At 72.4% G+C, this 18,324-nt stretch carries 16 protein-coding genes; 3 read left to right on the top strand and 13 right to left on the bottom strand.

Annotated features, from left to right (window positions below; genetic code table 11):
• Positions 1-114: 114 nt before the first annotated feature.
• The 10 genes from OTB16_RS13865 to OTB16_RS13820 all read right to left on the bottom strand — a co-directional run bounded on the left by OTB16_RS13865 (position 115) and on the right by OTB16_RS13820 (position 10,355).
• Positions 115-1,497, bottom strand: coding sequence for an alkaline phosphatase (locus OTB16_RS13865; protein ID WP_267720442.1), 1,383 nt, complete (start codon positions 1,495-1,497; stop codon positions 115-117).
• The gene (locus OTB16_RS13860; RefSeq protein WP_267720441.1) at positions 1,494-2,660 is read right to left on the bottom strand and encodes a Gfo/Idh/MocA family protein; all 1,167 of its coding nucleotides are present in this window, start codon (positions 2,658-2,660) and stop codon (positions 1,494-1,496) included. The genes OTB16_RS13865 and OTB16_RS13860 overlap by 4 nt, the downstream gene beginning before the upstream one ends.
• Positions 2,661-2,673: 13 nt before the next feature.
• Positions 2,674-3,486: a glucose-1-phosphate cytidylyltransferase gene (locus OTB16_RS13855; protein ID WP_267720440.1), complete on the bottom strand. Its 813-nt coding sequence runs from the start codon at positions 3,484-3,486 to the stop codon at positions 2,674-2,676.
• Positions 3,487-3,517: 31 nt separating this feature from the next.
• Entirely contained in the window at positions 3,518-4,546 is a 1,029-nt protein-coding gene (locus OTB16_RS13850; RefSeq protein ID WP_267720439.1) for an NAD-dependent epimerase/dehydratase family protein, read from the bottom strand.
• Positions 4,547-4,560: 14 nt separating this feature from the next.
• Complete coding sequence (locus OTB16_RS13845; protein WP_267720438.1) at positions 4,561-5,730, bottom strand: dTDP-dihydrostreptose--streptidine-6-phosphate dihydrostreptosyltransferase; 1,170 nt, start codon at positions 5,728-5,730, stop codon at positions 4,561-4,563.
• 12 nt (positions 5,731-5,742) lie between these two features.
• Positions 5,743-6,342 (bottom strand): streptomycin biosynthesis protein StrG, encoded by a 600-nt coding sequence (locus OTB16_RS13840; protein WP_267720437.1) that lies wholly within the window; start codon positions 6,340-6,342, stop codon positions 5,743-5,745.
• A 9-nt stretch (positions 6,343-6,351) separates the two neighbouring features.
• Complete coding sequence (locus OTB16_RS13835) at positions 6,352-7,197, bottom strand: glycosyltransferase (protein ID WP_267720436.1); 846 nt, start codon at positions 7,195-7,197, stop codon at positions 6,352-6,354.
• A 90-nt stretch (positions 7,198-7,287) separates the two neighbouring features.
• On the bottom strand, positions 7,288-8,334 hold the full coding sequence (locus OTB16_RS13830; RefSeq protein ID WP_267720435.1) for an inosamine-phosphate amidinotransferase 1: 1,047 nt from the start codon (positions 8,332-8,334) through the stop codon (positions 7,288-7,290).
• Positions 8,335-8,413: 79 nt separating this feature from the next.
• A complete protein-coding gene (locus OTB16_RS13825; protein ID WP_267720434.1) occupies positions 8,414-9,337 on the bottom strand; it encodes an aminoglycoside phosphotransferase family protein in 924 nt (307 codons plus the stop codon).
• A 115-nt stretch (positions 9,338-9,452) separates the two neighbouring features.
• A complete protein-coding gene (locus OTB16_RS13820; RefSeq protein ID WP_267720433.1) occupies positions 9,453-10,355 on the bottom strand; it encodes a ParB/RepB/Spo0J family partition protein in 903 nt (300 codons plus the stop codon).
• A gap of 583 nt (positions 10,356-10,938) precedes the next feature.
• Here OTB16_RS13820 and OTB16_RS13815 point away from each other — a divergent pair.
• Positions 10,939-12,003, top strand: a complete 1,065-nt coding sequence (locus tag OTB16_RS13815) for a glucose-1-phosphate thymidylyltransferase (protein WP_267720432.1) — start codon at positions 10,939-10,941, stop codon at positions 12,001-12,003.
• A gap of 88 nt (positions 12,004-12,091) precedes the next feature.
• On the opposite strand, the gene OTB16_RS13810 is transcribed toward OTB16_RS13815, so the two are convergent.
• On the bottom strand, positions 12,092-13,024 hold the full coding sequence (locus OTB16_RS13810; RefSeq protein ID WP_267720431.1) for a phosphotransferase: 933 nt from the start codon (positions 13,022-13,024) through the stop codon (positions 12,092-12,094).
• A gap of 79 nt (positions 13,025-13,103) precedes the next feature.
• Here OTB16_RS13810 and OTB16_RS13805 point away from each other — a divergent pair, with 79 nt between their 5' ends.
• Positions 13,104-13,892, top strand: a complete 789-nt coding sequence (locus OTB16_RS13805) for an inositol monophosphatase family protein (protein ID WP_267720430.1) — start codon at positions 13,104-13,106, stop codon at positions 13,890-13,892.
• A 98-nt stretch (positions 13,893-13,990) separates the two neighbouring features.
• Here OTB16_RS13805 and OTB16_RS13800 read toward each other — a convergent pair whose 3' ends face one another.
• Together OTB16_RS13800 and OTB16_RS13795 are read right to left on the bottom strand one after the other, a co-directional pair.
• Positions 13,991-15,226, bottom strand: a complete 1,236-nt coding sequence (locus OTB16_RS13800) for a DegT/DnrJ/EryC1/StrS family aminotransferase (RefSeq protein ID WP_267720429.1) — start codon at positions 15,224-15,226, stop codon at positions 13,991-13,993.
• 24 nt (positions 15,227-15,250) lie between these two features.
• The gene (locus tag OTB16_RS13795; RefSeq protein WP_267720428.1) at positions 15,251-16,735 is read right to left on the bottom strand and encodes an FAD-binding protein; all 1,485 of its coding nucleotides are present in this window, start codon (positions 16,733-16,735) and stop codon (positions 15,251-15,253) included.
• Positions 16,736-17,033: 298 nt separating this feature from the next.
• Here OTB16_RS13795 and OTB16_RS13790 point away from each other — a divergent pair, with 298 nt between their 5' ends.
• Entirely contained in the window at positions 17,034-18,308 is a 1,275-nt protein-coding gene (locus tag OTB16_RS13790; RefSeq protein WP_267720427.1) for a DegT/DnrJ/EryC1/StrS aminotransferase family protein, read from the top strand.
• Positions 18,309-18,324: the final 16 nt, after the last annotated feature.

Below are 18,324 nucleotides of genomic sequence, written 5' to 3'. Positions count from 1 at the left end.
ACTTCACACCTTTCTGATGCCGCGGAGGGCGTGCTGAGGGTCGGATCGGTGAGCGGACAGGGTGAGGGGAAGGAGGAAAGGGAGAAAGGGAAGGGGAAGGGGAAGGGGAGTCGTTCAGCGCAGGCGCAGCGCGTTGCGCACGGTGTCGAACAGGGCGGTGTTCTCGTTCAGGCCGGACACCCGGTGGGCCAGCGGCCCCTGGGCGGCGACCCGTACGGAGACCCCCGTGTGCTCCTGTACGTCGTCGGCCGGCCCGCTGGCGTAGCCGAGCCGCATGAGCCCGCCCTCGTCGGTGACGAGCGTCGCCGACAGCCCCGCGGACCGCGCGTCCGCCGGGAGGATCTGGCCGCCGTGGCCGTGGTCCGCGGTGACGATCACCAGCGTGCGCGGGTTGCGGGCGGCGTGGTCGAGCGCGGCCCGTACGGCCCGGTCGAAGGCGAGGGTCTCGCCGATCTGGCCGCAGGGGTCGGCGTCGTGGGCGCGGTCGTCGATCGAGGCTCCTTCGACCTGGAGCAGGAAGCCCTTGCCGCCGCCCGCCCCGTGCCGTCCACGTCCCGCGCCCAGCAGTTCCAGCGCGGCCCGGGTCGACTCCTCCAGGGTGGGCGTGCCCGGCGGCCGGGCGGGGTTGGCCGTGGCGCAGCGCTGGGGCGGTGTACCGCCGGCGGCCGCCCGGGGGCCCACCCGTTCGACCGGTACGTAGTCCGGCGCGAACAGCCCCAGGACCGGCTCGCCGGGCCGGGCCGACCGCAGCTCGGCCCGGTCTCGCACCACCCGGTAGCCGCTCGCGCGGGCCTGCTCCAGCAGGGACCGCCCCCGGTACGGTCCGTCGGTCACGGTCTGCGCGAAGAGGTCCGCGCCGCCGCCGAGCAGGACGTCCGGGCGCGAGGCCAGCGTCTGCTCCGCGATGGAGCCGGCGCCGCCCGCGGCGCGCGTGTCGGCCGGGCAGGCTTCCATGTCGGCCGGACCCTTGCAGGAACGATCCGTCACGTGCGCCGTGAGGGCGGCGGGCGTCGCGTCGGCGACCGAGGCCGTGGTCACGCTGCCGGTGGCGTACCCGTGCTTCCGGGCCAGCTCCAGCAGCGTCGGCAGCGGCCGGTTCGTGTCCGCCGACTTCGAGACCCGGCCGTTCAGCGTCTTGTGGCCGGTGGCCCAGGCGGTGGCTCCGGCGGCCGAGTCGGTGACGTAGTCCGGCCTGCCGCGCCCGTCCACCGCGTAGGTGAGGGAGGAGCCGGTCACCGCCAGGGTGTCCATGGCCAGCCGGCCGCCCGCTCCCGGGCCGTAGTTGCGGGCGGCGGTGATCTCGGAGTCGCCCATGCCGTCCCCGACCAGAAGGATCACGTCGCGCACCGGCGCACCGGCGTCCGGGGCCGTGGCGGGGGCCCTGCCCTTGGCGGGGGTGGCCGCGGACACCGTCAGGAGCGTCAGCACGGCCGCGCCCGCCACCGCGCCCCGCCGCCACCCGCCGGACAGCGCGGCACCCGCGGTCCGGGCCGTCACCGGGTCCGGCCCGACGCGGTCGCGGTCGCGACCGCGGTCGCGACCGCGGTCGTCGGGGACGCGGTCACCGGAGTCGCGGTCGCCGGGGACACGGTCTCGGCGGACGCGGTCGCAGGAGACGCGGATGCCCCCGCCCCGGCCTCCGGTGGGAGCGGACCCCCGCCCGGCGCGATCCGGGCGCCGGTCCGCGCCGAGCGGCCCGCCGCCGCGGCCACCTCCTGGGCCAGCAGCGCGTCCCGCAGGGTGCACGGGCTCGGTTCGCCGTGCGTCACCATCCGCAGGAACGCCCGCATCTCCTGCCGGTACGCCTCCTCGAAGCGGTCGGTGAAGTCCCGGTACGGGGACCGCGGCCCGGGCCCCACCGGAGCCGCCCCGCCGGCCGGCCCCGGCCCCACCCGGCGCAGCGGCGTCCGCTCGCCGAGCCCCACCGCGAGCGATCCCCGCGTACCGAGGACCTCGACCCGGTGGTCGTAGCCCTCGGGGTCGAGCCGGGAGGCCGAGAGGACGGCGCGGGCGCCGCCGGAGAGGGTCAGTACGGCGGTGGCCACGTCGTACCCGCCACCGCCGAGCAGCCGGGCCCCATCGGCCTGCACCGCGACCGTGTGCTGTCCCGTCAGCCAGTGCACGGCGTCCATGTCGTGCACCAGGCAGTCGGTGAAGATGTCCCCGGCGGTCCGCTCGTACGCGCCCGCGGGCGGCTCCCGGTCGAAGGCCGTGCACCGGACGAGCAGGATCCGCCCCAGCCGTCCCGAGGCGATCTCCTCGCGCAGGACCCGGTACTCGGGGTCGCAGCGCCGCTGGAACCCCACGTGCAGCCGGACTCCCGCGAGGGAAGCGGCGAGCTCCCGCGCCTCCTCCACGTCGGCGGCCAGCGGCTTCTCGCAGAACACGGGCAGGCCCGCCCGGCAGGCGGCCGACAGGGCCGCCCGGCGCCGGCCGGCCGGGGTGGCGACCACGACGGCGTCGGACTCCGCCAGCACCTCCTCCAGGGTCCGCCGGGCCCGGCCCGGCCCGCCGGGGCCCGTCCCGGGCGAGCCGGCGAGCCGCTCGGCGGCGCCCTGGTCGACGTCGTGGAAGAGCAGCGAGGGCGGTTCGTGCAGGGCGGCCAGCGTTCTCGCGTGCAGCCCGCCCATCCGGCCGGCTCCGACGATCCCCACCTTCATGCGCGCACTCCCGTCATTGGTCCCACACCTTCCAGGGGGCGTTGCCCGCCGACCACAGGGCGTTCAGGTGCTGGTGGTCCTTGTATGTGTCCATGGCGCACCAGAAGTCGTGGTGCTGATGGAGCGTCAACTGCTTGTCCCTGGCCAGCCGTTGCAGGGGCTCGCTCTCCAGCCACAGCATCGGATCGTCGTCCAGGTAGTCGTCCAGGAACTCCCGGCGGAACATGAAGAACCCGCCCGACACGAAGCCCGTCACCTGCGTGGGCTTCTCGTTGAACTCGACGACCTCGCCGCCCGCGACGTCCATCTCGCCGAACTTCGAGGTGGGATGGATGCCGGTGACCGTCCCGATCCGTCCGGCGGCGCGGTGCTCCTTCTCCAGCGCGGCCAGGTCGATGTTCCCGACGCCGTCGCCGTAGCCCATCATGAAGTCGTCGGTGTCCACGTAGTGCCGCACCCGGCGCAGGCGCGCGCCGGTCGCCGTGTCCAGGCCCGTCTCGGCGAAGGTGATCTCCCAGTTCTCGTCGGCCCGGTCGTCGTGGAAGTGCATCCGGTGCTCGTCGGTGAGCGAGATCGTGAAGTCGGACATCTGGGCCCGGTAGTTGAGGAAGAACCGCTTGATCTCCCAGCCCTTGTAGCCCAGGCAGAGCACGAACCGGCGGAAGCCGTAATGGCCGTAGATCTTCATGATGTGCCACAGGATCGGCCGGCCGCCGATCTCGACCATGGCCTTCGGCAAGCGGTCGCTGGCCTCCCGGATGCGGGTGCCGTAGCCCCCGCACAGGAGCACGACCGGGATGTCCGAGTTTCCCGTCACCCTGCTCACGTTGCTCTCCTCCCTCCTCGGACCGGCCGTCTCAACCCGCCGGGATCCGCATGGACTCGTCCACCGTTCCGTGCCGCCGCAGTCGTGTGAGCACCTCGAGCCGGGTGAACTGCCCCCGGGACGCCGTCTCCGTCAGCCCGCGCGCGGTGTACTCCCGGCGCAGCTCGGCCGCGCCGTCCGGGATGCTCCACCGTGCCCGGAAGCCCAGCTCGGTGCGGGCCCGCGCGAAGTCGACACGGTAGGAGCGCGGATCGCTGCCGGTCTCGCCGGTGATGTCCACCACCGAGCCGGGCACCGCCTCCGCGGCGGCTTCGGCGATCTCGGCGACGGTTCGGTTGTTCTCCTCGGTGCCCACGTTGAACGCCCGGGCCCGGACCGCGTCCGACGGCGCGGCGAGCCCCGCGACCACCGCGCGGGCGATGTCCTCGGCGTGCACCAGCGGCCGCCAGGGGGTGCCGTCCGACAGCACGGTGACCCTGCCGGTCAGCACCGCCGCCGCGACCAGGTTGTTCAGCACGATGTCCGTGCGCAGGCGGGGCGAGAAGCCGAACGCGGTCGCGTTGCGGAGGAAGAAGGGCGTGAAGTGCCCGTCGGCCAGCTCGGCCAGGTCGTCCTCCACCCGCACCTTCGACACCGCGTACGGCGTCACCGGCTTCAGCGGGGCGTCCTCGTCGACCAGGCCGTCACCGGACTGCGCCCCGTACACCGAGCAGGTGGAGGCGTAGGCGAACCTGCGCACCCCGGCCTCCTTGGCGAGCCGGGCCAGCCGGGTGGAGGCGTGGTGGTTGACGGCGAAGGTCACCTCCGGGGCCAGCGAGCCCAGCGGGTCGTTGGACAGCGCCGCGAGGTGCACCACGGCGTCGAAGCCGCGCAGCGTCCCCACGGTGACCTCGCGCAGGTCCATGGCCCGCCCCGGTACGTCCGGGGTGTCGAGCGACCCCAGGACGCAGGACGCGAACAGGCCGCTGTCCAGGCCCGTCACCTCGTGTCCGGCCGCGGCCAGGACCGGGGCCATGACGGTCCCCAGGTAGCCCTGGTGGCCGGTCAGCAGTACGCGCATCGCCCGCCCCGCCCTCAGCCGACCACGGGATGCCACCGGGGATCGGTGACGTCGACGCCGGCCCCGGCGAGCCGCTCGCGCAGCTGCTTGCGCAGGCCCGCCAGATCGAGTTCGGAGCGCCGCAGGTTCGCGGCGAGCCGGGTGCCGCGCGCCAGGTACGCATCGGGCGCGTCCGGGCGGGAGTTGAAGTCCTCCAGCAGCAGCGCGTCGATGTGCGCCGACCACGGCAGTTCGTGGATTCCGGCGGCGACCTCGCTGGGCCGCAGCCGGTGCCAGTAGGAGATGCCGCCCGCGTGGACCAGTTCCGGGGCGAAGACCTTGGTGCCGGGGAAGCTGTGGAAGTGCGCGATGCGCCAGCCCGCCGCCAGGGCCATCAGCTGGTAGAACATGAGCCCGTCGAAGACGACGCGGATCACGCTGTGGCCGTCCTGTACGTGGTGGTACCGCTCCTGGCTGCGGACCTCGCGCCCGTCGTCCAGTACGTCCAGCAGTCCGCCCTGCGGGAACGGCAGCCGGTGCTCCTCGAGCGCCAGCACCCGGGCCAGCGCCGCCTCGTGGTGGGGCCGGATCAGGCGCACCATGGCGCCGTCGATCTCCTGCTCCGGTCCGGGAGGGGCGTAGGCGTAGGCGGCCGGGGACACGGGCCCGCCGATGGCGCGCTCGATGGAGGGGCGGGCCGCCGGGTTGATCGCCAGGAACGGTGGAGCGGCCAGTGGGATGGGACCGTAGCTGAGCGGTCCGCTGACCGCAACGTCCGGCGCGAGGCCGTCCGTGCACCGGGTGAACCAGTCGGGTTCCATGACGAAGCAGTCGCTGTCGACGATGCCGAAGGGCCGGTCGAGGTTGCGGAGCAGGAACTCGAAGATCTCGTGGCTGCCGACCGGCTCGTCCATGTCGAAGGCGGGCAGGCCGCGGCTCATCCTGTCGCGGACCTCGACTTCGGCGGGGGTCAGCCCGGTGCAGACGAAGGCGCAGTTCAGGTCCGGCGGGAGGAACCGCAGGAAGTGCTGGATGACGTGCAGGAGCCCGGAGGAGAAGAAGCAGAACCACACCGGACGGTCATTCGGCAGGCCGGCCACGAACTGCCGGAACCGGTCGTCCAGATGGACGAGGGCCTCGTCGGTGCGCTCGTCCTCGGGACGGCCCTGGGGTGCGTGCGGGGGTGCGTGCGGGGGTGTGTCCATGGCGACCGCCTTTCAGATGATGTCCCAGTACTCCCCGAGCAGGAACGGCATTCCGAAGGACACCGATGTCTTCGCGTTGGGGCGGTACCGGTCACGGGGAAGGGTGCGGAAATCCATGCTGACCCGGCTGATGTCGGTGTCGTTGACGACGTTGCCGTGCCAGGAGTTGGCCCCGTCGAAGACGATGACCTCGCCGTACTCGGCGTGCACCGGCTCGTGGTCGATCCAGACGGTGTTGTTGCCGAACGCCCTGGTGAGCGGCACCCAGTAGTTGACCTCGGAGGGGTCGTGGCCGAAGTCGCGGTCGCGGTGCCAGGAGCCGACGGCGAGGGAGTTGCGCAGGTGCACCCGGAAGGTCGGCACCCGCTGGAGGTAGAGCTCCTCCGTGTCCTGGCCCAACAGCTCCTGGGCGAGCTTGCGGTAGACCGGCGCCACGACGTCGAAGTTGTCGTAGAAGCGGCGGTGGTAGGGCGTGCTCTGGTCGGTCTCGCGGGTGGCCGGCACGTCACTGGCGGCCAGGCCCTCCAGGTCGTCCACCGCCATGATCTCGCGGACCAGTTCGGCGACGGGGATCTTCGTGACGTCGTAGCGCAGCCGCGTGTAGTTCGCCATGTCCTCTCCTCACACCGTCATCCGGCCGCGCAGCCGCCTGCACCGCCGGTACCAGCCGTCCACCAGGACGTCGATCGCCGGGTCGCCCGACTCCCCGTCGCTGACCTCGCGGCCGCGGCCCGCGGCGCGCAGTGCGAGGCGCCGCGCGGCTATCCGGGCGGGGATGGCCGGTACGGCCAGGTCCTCCAGGTGGTTTCCCAGCCGCTCCAGCGGACCGAGGTCGAAGAACTCCCGGTGCCAGCGCAGCTCGTTGTGGCGCCAGTCCTTCAGCCCGTTGAATCCGCGGCCGGCGTTGTGGTGCATCACGTCCTGGAGGTCCTCGACCACGACCTTCTTTCCGGCGGCGCGCACCAGCGTGGCGAGGATGACGCCGAGCCCCTCGAAGCCGCGGTAGTGGCCCTGCGGGAAGCGGACGTTCTCGATCACCCAGCGGTTCACGCACAGGATGACGTCGTCCACGGCGTGGACGTCGAACCGGCCGGCGCCGTGGTCGTGCACCTTGTCGTAGTCGGCCACCCGGCCGCGCCGGGTGGCCTTCTCGTTCCACCAGGCCAGTGACACGGTGTCCGAGCCGCCGAGCGAGCCGAGCATGCCCACGGACTCGTCCTCGAAGACCGGTCCGGCCACGTCCACGGGATTCTTGCGCAGTTCGACGTCGTCGTGGAGCATCACCAGCCCCGTGATGTCCGAGTTGGCGGCCGCCTGGTCGAAGAGGGCGTTGTACGCCTCGAACATGGAGCGCTGGTGGCGCATGGTGAACAGCGGGCTGCCCGGGGTGCGGACGCGCTCGATGCCCGGGCGGCAGATACGGTCGAAGAGGTCGGTCGGGCCGACGCAGACCCCGTAGCCAATCATGGGGGACAGCCTCCTGTCGCGGTCGGGATGTGAGGGTGCGGTGCCCCGCGGCGGCTCGGGGGAACGGCCGCCGCGGGGCGGTCGGAGCGGTCAGAAGCGGTAGGTCTCCAAGGACCCGCCGCGCCGGACGTCGAGGGTGGCGCAGTGGAAACCGCCCCCGAGGGTCCGGGAATGGGTGAGCTGCAGCGGCAGCACGTCCATGCCGTGCTTCTCCAGCAGCTTGATCAGCCCGGTCTGGCGGCGGTCCACCACCGCGAGGTCGGGGCGGACGACGAGCAGGTTCATCCCGATCCACACCGAGCAGTGCGGCCGGTCGCCGGTGAAGCCGATGTCCACCAGGTCGGGGCAGGTGATGGTCTGCCAGGACCGCAGGAAGTCCGGCATGTTCTCGTCGTTGACCCGCGAGGGGTTGACGAGCACCAGGCCGGGTCGCAGCGGCACGATGGTGGAGTCGACGTGGGTGGAGGCGTACAGCTTGCGGCAGGGGTGCACGGTGTAGGTGTCCCCGAGCGCCGACTGCAGCCATGTGGCGCCGAGTTCGTTGCCGCTGTCGGAGACCAGGTACAGCAGGTCGGTGCCGAAGCGGAGGACGTTCGCGGCGTCGAAGACCGGTTCCCGTTCCAGGAGCCGCTCCCCCGCGGGCGCCGACGGATCGTACATGTCGTCGGTGAGCCGCGGTTTGGGTGCGGAGATCCAGCGGCTGCCGGAGGCGAAGTACTCCAGCAGGATGTCCTTGTACGCCAGCGGCTCCAGGAACCGGGCGCGCAGGGCCATCGGGGTCTCGATGACCGTCTGGCCGACCGAGAGCAGGCCGTCGCGCGGGCAGTAGTCGTGGAAGCCGTCGGTCTGCCAGTCGGGGGTGGTGATCGTCGCGGAGTTGTCCCGTTCGCCGGGGCGCCGGACCGTGACCCCGAGCTTGGTCAGCTCCTCGGCCAGGACCTGGAGTTCCTCTTCGGTCTCCTTGAGCACGCGGTCCGGATAGGGGCCGGAGGGGACCTGGTCCTGGTTCTCGTACTGGTCGGCGTATTCGACGGTGAAAACACTGCGATCGGCTCGGGGGACACGCGCCCCGAGGGCCGTACCGACGATTATCTCCTCCAGCGGATCCCATTCGTTGTGCACGCTGACGAGACTCATGCCACTCCTCATTGGGTATCGGTGTGCGTTCGGTATCGGTCCGGCCGCCGGGAGTGCGGAACCTGCCCGGCGCGTGCGGTCAGCGGATCGCCAGCGCCTCCGCGACGGCGATCTGGGACGGAGCCAGGACGGCGCTGCCGTCCTCGATGTCCCACAGGGAGTTCTGCAGCAGCCGGCCCATCGTCCAGCCCGCCGCCCTGTCCCGGTCGAGCCCCAGGGCCTCGGTCAGGAGGTCGAACCGGCGCCGCACCACGCGCAGGTCGTCGCCCGTGGCGGCGAGTTCCTCCCAGCCGCTGTCCAGGGCCGGCCACAGGTCGAAGCCCGGGTCCCCGGCCAGCGGCTCCGGGTCGATGGCGAGCCAGGGCTCGCGCTCGGCGGCGAGCACGTTGCCGTAGTGCAGGTCCCAGTGGAGCATCCGGTCCCCGGGTTCGCCCACCAGCTCCTCCACCGCGGACGCCCAGGTGTGCAGGCGCCGTTGGTCGGCGGGGTCCACCAGGGCGGACACCGCCCGCGGCACCTGCTCCAGCATCTCGGCGGCGATGTCGCCGAGACCGCGCAGGCCCTGCGGCGCGGGTACGCGGACGAGCCTGGCGAGGAGCCCGGCGAGGATGCCCATCGCGGTGTCGTCGTCCTCGACGGACTCCAGGGTGCGCGAGCCGTCGAGCCGTTCCAGCAGCATGGTGGCGCTCACCGGGTCGTGGTCGAGCAGGCGCACCACCCCGTCACCGTTCCACGTCCGCAGCCCGATCAGCGCCGCCGCGGTCTCCTCCCGGGGCATCTGGAACCTCAGCGCGGCGCGGGTTCCGTCCCGCCGTACCACCGGAAGGACCAGCGAGGCCTCACCGGAGCCGGCCGCGCCGTCCCGCTTCAGTTCCCAGCGGTCGAGGAATGCGGAGGCCAAGTGCGGCAGTGCGGCGATCCAGGCCCGCCCGGCCTCGTCACCGCTCTTGGTGTACGACGCGACCAGCGCGTCCGGGACGTCGATGGTTTCCGACGTGCTCATAGGAAGAATTTCCTTCAGGGAGATCGATGGTGCAGCGCGGAAGTGCGCTCGTGGGCCGGCGCCCGGGCCAAAGCCGATGCGGGGGGAGGGGCCGTTGCGCACGCTACTCCGGAATTCAGCCGCGGGCTTCTGTGCGCCTCGCCACCGGGGAGAAGGTACTCATGTCGGCCGCGTCGCCCAAAGGCCCGTTCATCGCGGCCGGCGCCTCTTCGCCACCCGCCTGTTCGAGTTGCTCGGCCACCTGCTGCCAGATCTCGGCGCAGCCGCGCGCCAGTTCGGCGATGGCTCCCACCCGGTGCGGCGGCACGTTGCCGAGCAGCCGGTGCCAGTCCGCGCTGCGTACCGCCACGATGTTGAGCCACCGGAGGAGGGCGCGCCCGTCCTCGGTCAGCCGGACGGACGGGTCACGGCTCAGGTGGTGCAGCATCAGGGCGCGTGAGGGCCGCCTCGCTTCGGCCTCGTCGGCGCGGCGCTGTCTCATCTGCCCGGCGTCGGCCTCCGGCTCCGCGCGGGGGCGGGATCCTTCGGGCAGCGGACCCTCGCCGCGGCGCAGCCGTTTGCGTACGTCGGACGCGGTGCCGAGGGACACGCCGGCCTGGGCGGCGATCTGGCGCAGCGGTGCCGAGGGGTTCTCCCGCATCAGGCGGCCGGCGAGCAGCCGCCCCTCGGTGGGGTCGAGGGGCCGGGCCCGCCCGTCCCGGCCGATGCGGATGTTCGACTGGGGAAGTCCCTCGGTTGAACAGGAGCGGAGGGTCCCGACGGTCTTGGCCGAGAGGCCGGTGGCCAGTCCGATGGCCCGGTCGGACCAGAGGGGGTGGCTGTCCAGGATGCGCCCCGCGGCCGCCTTGCGGTCGTCGAGGGAGAGCGGCAGTCCGTGCGCGATGTTGGACTTGACGGCGAGGACGAAGGCGTCCTTCTCCTCGCCCTCGAAATAGCGTGCGTCGATCTCGGTGGCGCCCCGGAGCACGGCGGCCCGCAGCCGGTGCATGCCGTCGATCACCCGCATCGTCGAGGACATCACCACGATGGGGGGAAGCGGTGCGTCTGACTCCGCCAGGGCCCGGACGTGTTCCATGTCCTCGCCCGCGCTGCGCGGGGAATCGGAAGGGTAGAGGGAAGAAATGGATACGCTGACCGTGCCGGATAATAACGGAGAAATTCCCTCGGCTTCGTCCGGATAGTGTTCCGGCTGAGCGCGTACACGGAGAGAATCATTTCCCAGAACAGGATTCACTGACACCCCTTCGATGAAAAGAAATGCCGCATCACGGCATACCGAAGCGCCCCCGTCAATCTTTCCCCCCGCATATGCCTATCAGGTGCCGTGCCGTTAGTAAAGTAAGGTAAAGCGACTGGTAAACGCCCCCACCGGGAACGGATACGACCGCCCCTGAGCCGTCCCGGACGGGCCGACCATCGCGATTCCCACCGAGGAAGGTGCCTCCGGGAATGTAACTAGCCCTCCCTACGGCAAAATCCGGCCAGCCCGACCAGCCCTGACGGCGCGCATACATACACAGTTCATACGCGCCCGGATCATGCCGGGACAGATACGCGCCAAGCGTCGTACCTTTCTTGCCACACCACCCAGGGAGAACACGATGAAAGCCCTCGTACTCGCCGGCGGCTCGGGGACCCGCCTCCGGCCCATCACCCATACCTCGGCCAAGCAATTAGTCCCGGTCGCCAACAAGCCCGTGCTGTTCTACGGGCTGGAGGCGATAGCGGCCGCGGGAATCAAGGACGTCGGAATCGTCGTCGGGGACACCTCGCGCGAGATATCGGACGCCGTGGGCGACGGCTCGGAATTCGGCCTCGACGTCACCTACATTCCCCAGTCGGCGCCGTTGGGCCTGGCCCACGCGGTCCTCGTCTCCCGCGACTACCTGGGAGACGACGACTTCGCGATGTACCTGGGGGACAACTTCGTCGTCGGCGGGATCGACCGGCCGATCCGCGAATTCCGCGCCCACCGGCCGGACGCGCACCTCCTGCTCACCCACGTCTCGGACCCCCGTGCCTTCGGCGTCGCGGAACTCGACGCGTCGGGGCGCGTGCGCGGCCTGGAGGAGAAGCCGGCCCACCCGAAGAGCGACCTCGCGCTCGTCGGGGTCTACCTCTTCTCCTCGGCCATCCACGAGGCCGTCCGGGCCGTCAAGCCGTCCTGGCGGGGCGAGTTGGAGATCACGCACGCCGTGCAGTGGCTGATCGACGAGGGCCGGGACGTCCGGTCCAGCCAGATCACCGGCTACTGGAAGGACACCGGCAACGTCACCGACATGCTGGAGGTGAACCGGCTGGTGCTGGAGACCATCGAGCCGCACTGCGACGGTCTGGTGGAGAACAGCGAGATCATCGGCCGGGTCCGGATCGAGGAGGGCGCCGTCGTGCGCAACTCCCGGGTCGTGGGCCCCGTTGTCATCGGCGCTGGTACGGTCGTCGCCGACTCCTACGTCGGACCGTTCACCTCGATCGCCGAGGAGTGCCTCGTCGAGGACAGCGAGCTGGAGTTCTCCATCGTGCTGCGCGGAGCGTCCATCACCGGAGTGCGGCGCATCGAGGCCTCGCTCATCGGCCGCCACGTCCAGGTCACCCCGGCGCCGCCGGTGCCGCACGCCCACCGGCTCGTCCTCGGGGACCACAGCAGGGCCCAGATCTCGTCGTAGCCACCGGGGGTCCCCTCCGCCGCGGCGGCGGAGGAGGCCGGGTCAGCCTTCGGCGGGCAGCGGGTCAGCCCCGGGGGGAGGCAGCGGGTCAGCCTTCGGGGAGGTAGCGGGTCAGCCTGTCCCACATGGCCCGGTCGTCGGCGTCGCCCAGGTGGGACGCCAAGAAGCGGGCCGCGTACTCGGCGATCTCCGCCAGGGTCCAGCGCAGTTCGTAGAACCGCAGGAACGGCTCCCGGCCGCCGGGCCGGGCCCCGAACGCCCGTATCAGGGCCGACCAGTCGCGCTCCGGCGGGGCCCACATGGCCCCGCCCCAGTCCAGGATCTCCCCGCCCGCGCCGAACAGCACGTTGTCCGGGCTCAGGTCCCCGTGCGTCAGCACCGGACGCTCGGCCCGCCACAGCGCGGCGCACCGGGCGGCCACCCGTGCCGCCTCCCGCCGAAGGGCGGCGAGGTGGTCCGACCGTACGGAGAGGAGCTCCGCCAGCGGGCCGCCGTACGGGCCGCGCTCGGCGGCCGCCCCGTCCAGCGCGGCCTGGACCGCCTTCTCCAGATCGGTCTCGAAGGGGAACCGGAAGTCCTCCACCGGCACCTGGGCGCCGAGTTCGGCGGGCGAGGAGAATCCGTGGATCCTGCGCAACCGGGCCACGAGCAGGCCGAGCTGGGCCGCAGTCGGGTCCGCGGCGGCGGCGAGCGCCCGCTCGGCGTACGCGAAGACGACGACCGGCAGCCCCGCGACCGTGTACACGACGCGGCCGTCCCGTCCGGCCAGGGGCGCGAGGACGAAATCCATTCCGCTCGCCCGCAGCCGCACGGCCGCTTCGTAGGCTCCGGGGAAATGCCCGTCGAGATCGCGGCGCACACTGATCCACAGGGGTCCGCAGCGGTAGGACCAGCTGTCCTCGCCGAGCGGGAAGAATTCCGGCTCGAACGCTTCCGCTCCGCCGGGAAGGCAATCCGGGAACTGGTCCGAGACGAGCCGGAGCAGGCTCCGGCGTTCCACGAGCTTGTTCTCCATGAGCATGCCCGAGGCTAACACCGGCGCCTTCAGCGGCGAATGTCCGCTACTGCGTTCAACTCGCTTGCCTGGCTAGGGTGTTGGGATGGACATCGACAGCGACATACGGCTCGCGCACCGCCTGGTGGACCTGGCCGACGCAATTGCGCTCCGCCATTTCCGGAACGGACCCCGCTCGCACCGGAAAGCGGACGGAAGTCCGGTCAGCGAGGCGGACCTCGCCGTGGAGAAGGCCCTGCTGGAGGTATTGGCGGCGGAGCGGCCGGGGGATTCGGTCCTGAGCGAGGAGAGCGGGCCGACTCCGGCGGCGAGCGGGCACGCGGGGACCGCACGCCGCTGGATCCTCGATCCGATCGACGGCACGATCCCCTTCCTGGCGGGCGAGCGGGCCTGGGGCACCCACGTGGCGCTGGAGGTCGACGGCGCGCTCAGGGCCGTAGTCCTCAGCCGGCCCACCGAACGCCGCAGGTGGTGGGCCCGGTCCGGGTCCGGCACGTACGCCTCCGCCGGCGCCGAGCCGCTGTCGGCGGGCCGCCGGCTGCGGATGCCGGACGAGACGGTCGCGCTGCGCTCCGCCCGGGTGGGCGGCTTCCTCTTCCCGGATTCGCCGGCCGCCCGCGTCCAGACCGGCACCACCTGGGTCGACGCCCCGGTCTGCCTCATCGGCGACCTGCTGGAAGGACGGGTGGACGCGGCCGTCGACGAGGGCGGACACGTGTGGGACCGGGCCCCGGCCGCCCTGCTGGTACGGGAGGCCGGGGGCGACGTCGACGACCTGGCCGGCGGCCACCGGCTGGACGGGCCCTGGCTGGTGTACGCGCGGCGCGGCCTGGCCGCGGAACTGACCGGCCGGCTCCGCGCCCAGGTGCTCTGACCCGCACCCTCGCAACGGGCCCCGCCCCTCAACCGGCCCCACCGCTCAACCGGTCCCACTGCCCAAGACGGCCGCGCCCCCTCAGCCGGCCCCGCCCCTCAACCGGTCCCGCCGCCCAGGACGGCCCGCCGGAAGGTGGCCGCCGCCTCGCGGATCTCCTGCGACGACGAGCCCGCGTGCACCCCGAACCCCGCCCCCAGGTAGCTGTCGGACACCCCCGTAGCCAGCGCCAGCGAGCGCCCCAGGACGCTGTCCGTGCGCGGCAGCGAGCCGGGTTCGTAGGAATGCGCCGGCGGCAGGGTGCCCGGGGCCCGGAAGGGGACGGCCGAGCGGTCCCCGCGGCCGAACGCGGTCAGCGCGGGCAGGCTCCCGTAGTGGTGCGTCGGCGACTGCGCCAGCGGCTTGACCTTGAGGTGCTCGGCGGTCCGCCGGGCGTGCCCCGCGTCCTCGAAGACGTACACGGCGAAGGTCCCGCACTCGCCCTCCGCGTCGTGAAGCGTCCGGCGCCGCACCCCGGGCAGGTCCCCGATCCGCTCGTCCATCTCCCGCTTCACCGCCCTGACCCGCTCCAGCACGCGGTCGAGCTTGCCGAGCTGCGCCAGCGCCACCGCCGCGTGCAGCTCGCCGAGCCCCAGGTTCATGCCGAGCAGCCGGTGCCCCTCCCCCCGGTCCCGGCGGTACGGGAACCACCCCTGGTCGTGGAAGGAGTACGCCCGCTGGAACACCAGCGGATCGCCGGTCAGCACGAAGCCGCCCGCGAGCGCGGTGATCACCTTGAAGTGGTTGAGGGAGAAGGCCCCGACGGCGCCGATCGTCCCCAGCGCGCGTCCCGCGTGACTGCCGCCCGCGCTCTGCGCGCAGTCCTCGACGAGGTGCAGCCCGTACTCGTCGGCCAAGGCCCGCAGCGCGGTCATGTCCGCGGGTGCGCCCAGCATGTGCACCGGCATGATCGCCTTCGTACGCGGGGTGATCCTCGCCCGCACGTCCGCCGGGTCGAGGGTCAGCGACTCGTCGATCTCGGCGAGTACGGCGTCGGCCCCGCAGTACAGCACCGACGCGATCGAGGCGACGAACATGTAGCCGGGCACGATCACCTCGTCGCCGGGCCCGATGCCGAGGCCGACGAGCGCCGCGATCAGCGCCGAGGTGCCGCTGTTGACGCCGAGGCAGTGGGCGGCGCCGAAGCGGTCGGCCGCGGCCTGCTCGAAACGGCGCACCCACACGCCCTCCTCGGGTGCGTCGAAGGTCTCGCGGCCTGCGCTCCACTGGTCGAGTACGGCGAGCACGTTCTCCCGCTCCTCCTCGCCGACGAAGCGGTATCCGGGTCCTGGCACGTTTCCTCCTGGGTGTGGTGTGCGTCAGCGGGGCCCGGCGGCGAGGATCGCGGCGAGCCGGCGCGACAGGGCGATGGTCGTGAGCGACGGGTTCGCGGCGCCGAGCCGGGGGAAGACCGCGGGTCCCGCCGCGTACAGGCCGGGGAGGCCGGCGAACTCGTGGCGCGGGGTCAGCACCCGGCCCAGCGGCAGGCTGCCGCCCTCGTGGTCCTCGGTGCCGAGCAGACTGGTCCAGGTTTCCGGCCGGCCGACGGGCTGGCGCCGCGTACGCCCGGGCAGGACCCGGGTGTTGTCCCGGTCGGCGTCCCCGAACGCGGTGAACTCCAGCGGCCGCGCCCGTACTCCGACCTCGGGGGCGGCCGCCCGCCAGAAGTCCCGCAGCACCTGGCGCTGCGCGGCGACCAGTTGGCGGTCCTCCGTCCCCAGCCCGGTCCGCACCCGGGTCGGCCAGGGGAACGCGGCCGAGGGCCGGCACTCGACGGCGCTCCGCTCGTCCGGGAGCTGCTCCCCGGTGATCCGGACGTCCAGCAGGCAGGCGCCGGGACCGTCCGGGGTCACGTCCATCCGCAGGTACGACCGCGTGGCCGGACTCGTCGGAACGTAGAAGGAGCCGGGCGGCGGGCCGCCGGAGGGCAGGCGGACCACGAAGCCCTGCACGATGTGGTCGGCGAGGCCGCCGAGCCGCGGCTCGCGCAGCACGCCCGCCACCGTCAGGGCCTGGACGGCCAGCCGGGTGCTCTCCACGGTCCCCGCGCACAGGACCACGGTGTCGGCGGCGATCGTCCGCGTCCCGCCGGCACCGTCACCGATCACGACGCCCCGGGCCCGGCCGCCGCGCACCTCCACCGCCAGCACGTCGGTGCCGCAGCGGACGCCGATCCCCGGCGGCGGCGCCACGCGCCCGTCCCCGTCGCGCCAGCGCTCCAGCGGGGTGTACGCCTCCCAGCGGTCGCCGCCTGGAACGGCGCGGCAGGCCCGGGGCAGCGGCAGGAAGGACCGCCCGCCGAACCGGCGTGTCCCCGGTCCGGCGGCGTCCCCGGCCGGGGCGCCGCTCCACTCGAGGAGGTCGGCGGTGACCTGCTCGTAGAGGGAGGGGCCGCCCCGGTGGCCCGTGGTGAGGTCGGTCACGACGGCGGCCGGCCACCACGGCTCGCGCAGCGCCCAGTCCTCGAGGGGCAGGATCACCCCGTGCCAGTACAGCGACCGGCCGCCGAGCCGGCGGCGCAGGCCCGAGATGCCGGTGTAGTGCGGCCGCGTCCGCGAGGACCAGGGGCGGTGGAAGTACGGGTCGCCCTCTGGGGCGAACACCATCTCCGAGGCCCTTTCGCGGCTGTACGCCCGGTGGATGTGGTCCAGGTCCTCCCCCGGGCCCGCCTCCAGGACCAGGATGTCATCGACCCCGTGTCCCGCCAGGGCCGTGGCGCATTCCAGTCCGGCGAGACCGCCCCCCACGACGACGACCCGCGCGCGCCGGGCGGATCCGTGTTTCGCTTCAGGATTACCGGACATCGCTGACTCCCCTTGCCGGATGGTTTTCCCTGTTCCCGCCATTGGCCGCGAGGAAGCGGAGGCCGTGAAGAAGCGGAGGCCCTGAAGACGCGGAGGCCGTGAAGAAGCGGACCGCCATTCCGGTGGCCGGTCCAGCGCAGCGTACCCACCCGTTCGACTGCGCGCGTTCCTCAGTCGAACGGGTGCCGCAAGGCCCGGAGTCCGGCGGGTACGGGGCCCCGCGCCCTGTGGCGTACGCCGCACGGAGGCGCGTAAATTCCGCTCTCATTCGTCGCTTCCTGGAAAGGCGAGGGCAACCATGGGAACTTCACTGGCGATCTCCGGCGGGCCTCGGCTGACCGACCGTGAGTGGCCGCGCTGGCCACAACCCGGCGACCGGGCATTGAAAAGTCTCGAAGACGTGTTGACGAGCGGCCGCTGGACGATCAGTTGCGCCTATCAGGGGCGGCAATCCTACGAGCGGCAATTCGCGGAGGCATTCGCCGACTACTGCCGTTCCGCTATCTGCGTGCCGACGGCGACCGGAACCGCCGCGCTGGCCATCGCACTGGAGGCCTGCGGGGTCGGAGCGTCGGACGAGGTGATCGTCCCCGGGCTGAGCTGGGTGGCCTCCGCCTCCGCCGTGCTCGGCATCAACGCCGTGCCCGTCCTCGTCGACGTAGATCCCGCCACCTACTGCCTGGATCCCGCCGCGGTGGAGGCCGCGATCACCGAGCGGACCCGGGCCATCACCCTGGTCCACGCCTACTCGGCGGTCGCCGACCTGGACTCGCTGCTGGACATCGCCCAGCGGCACGCGCTGCCCCTGATCGAGGACTGCGCCCACGCCCACGGTGCCCGGTACGGGAACTGGCCGGTGGGGGCGTTCGGCGCGGCCGGAGTCTTCAGCATGCAGGGCAGCAAGCTGCTGACCTGCGGCGAAGGCGGGGCCGTGGTCACGGACGACCCGGAGATCGCCGGCCGCGCGGAGCACCTGCGGGCGGACGGACGCATCCTGCGGCGCGACGAGGTGGGCATCGGTGAGATGGAACTCCAGGAGACGGGGCGGCTGATGGGCAGCAACGCCTGCCTTTCCGAGTTCCATGCCGCGGTGCTGCTGGACCAACTCGGTCTGCTGGACGGGCAGAACGCCCGTCGGGTACGGGCGGCCGAGCACCTGGACGACCGGCTCGGCGAGCTCGGGCTGACCGTCCAGGACACGTCGCCGGGGACGACCGACCGCGCCTACTACCGCTACGCGGTGCGGCTGCCGGACGAGTTGCTCGCGGTCGCTCCGGTCGAGCGCGTGGCGCAGGCGCTGACGGCCGAGCTCGGCTTCCCGGTGATGCAGACGCACCGGCCGCTCAACGACAATCCGCTCAACCGGCCCAGCTCGCGGCGTCGGTTCGCCACCGGCCCCGACTACCTGGCCCGGGTGGACCCCTCCCGGTTCGACCTTCCCGTGGCCAAGAGCATCCACGAGAGCGTGGTCAGCTTCGGCCACGAGGTCCTCCTGGCGCCCCTCGATGCCGTCAACGACATCGTCATGGCGTTCCGGAAGGTGCTGGACAACAGGCACGAGATCACCGACTGAGCCCGGCTGCCCGCGG

The sequence above is a fragment of the Streptomyces antarcticus genome (assembly GCF_026627255.1).
Taxonomy (GTDB): domain Bacteria; phylum Actinomycetota; class Actinomycetes; order Streptomycetales; family Streptomycetaceae; genus Streptomyces; species Streptomyces antarcticus.
Note: the sequence above shows the minus strand (reverse complement) of the source record. Positions and strands in the feature narration are given on the sequence as shown.

What these genes read in the sequence shown, in the direction of transcription:
- OTB16_RS13860 (WP_267720441.1), bottom strand. Translation starts at nt 2,660, where the DNA reads ATGAAGGTGGGGATCGTCGGAGCCGGCCGGATGGGCGGGCTGCACGCG.
- OTB16_RS13825 (WP_267720434.1), bottom strand. Translation starts at nt 9,337, where the DNA reads ATGAGCACGTCGGAAACCATCGACGTCCCGGACGCGCTGGTCGCGTCG.
- OTB16_RS13805 (WP_267720430.1), top strand. Translation starts at nt 13,104, where the DNA reads ATGGACATCGACAGCGACATACGGCTCGCGCACCGCCTGGTGGACCTG.
- OTB16_RS13795 (WP_267720428.1), bottom strand. Translation starts at nt 16,735, where the DNA reads ATGTCCGGTAATCCTGAAGCGAAACACGGATCCGCCCGGCGCGCGCGG.
- OTB16_RS13815 (WP_267720432.1), top strand. Translation starts at nt 10,939, where the DNA reads ATGAAAGCCCTCGTACTCGCCGGCGGCTCGGGGACCCGCCTCCGGCCC.
- OTB16_RS13830 (WP_267720435.1), bottom strand. Translation starts at nt 8,334, where the DNA reads ATGAGTCTCGTCAGCGTGCACAACGAATGGGATCCGCTGGAGGAGATA.
- OTB16_RS13850 (WP_267720439.1), bottom strand. Translation starts at nt 4,546, where the DNA reads ATGCGCGTACTGCTGACCGGCCACCAGGGCTACCTGGGGACCGTCATG.
- OTB16_RS13840 (WP_267720437.1), bottom strand. Translation starts at nt 6,342, where the DNA reads ATGGCGAACTACACGCGGCTGCGCTACGACGTCACGAAGATCCCCGTC.
- OTB16_RS13845 (WP_267720438.1), bottom strand. Translation starts at nt 5,730, where the DNA reads ATGGACACACCCCCGCACGCACCCCCGCACGCACCCCAGGGCCGTCCC.
- OTB16_RS13820 (WP_267720433.1), bottom strand. Translation starts at nt 10,355, where the DNA reads ATGTCCTCGACGATGCGGGTGATCGACGGCATGCACCGGCTGCGGGCC.
- OTB16_RS13810 (WP_267720431.1), bottom strand. Translation starts at nt 13,024, where the DNA reads ATGCTCATGGAGAACAAGCTCGTGGAACGCCGGAGCCTGCTCCGGCTC.
- OTB16_RS13790 (WP_267720427.1), top strand. Translation starts at nt 17,034, where the DNA reads ATGGGAACTTCACTGGCGATCTCCGGCGGGCCTCGGCTGACCGACCGT.
- OTB16_RS13835 (WP_267720436.1), bottom strand. Translation starts at nt 7,197, where the DNA reads ATGATTGGCTACGGGGTCTGCGTCGGCCCGACCGACCTCTTCGACCGT.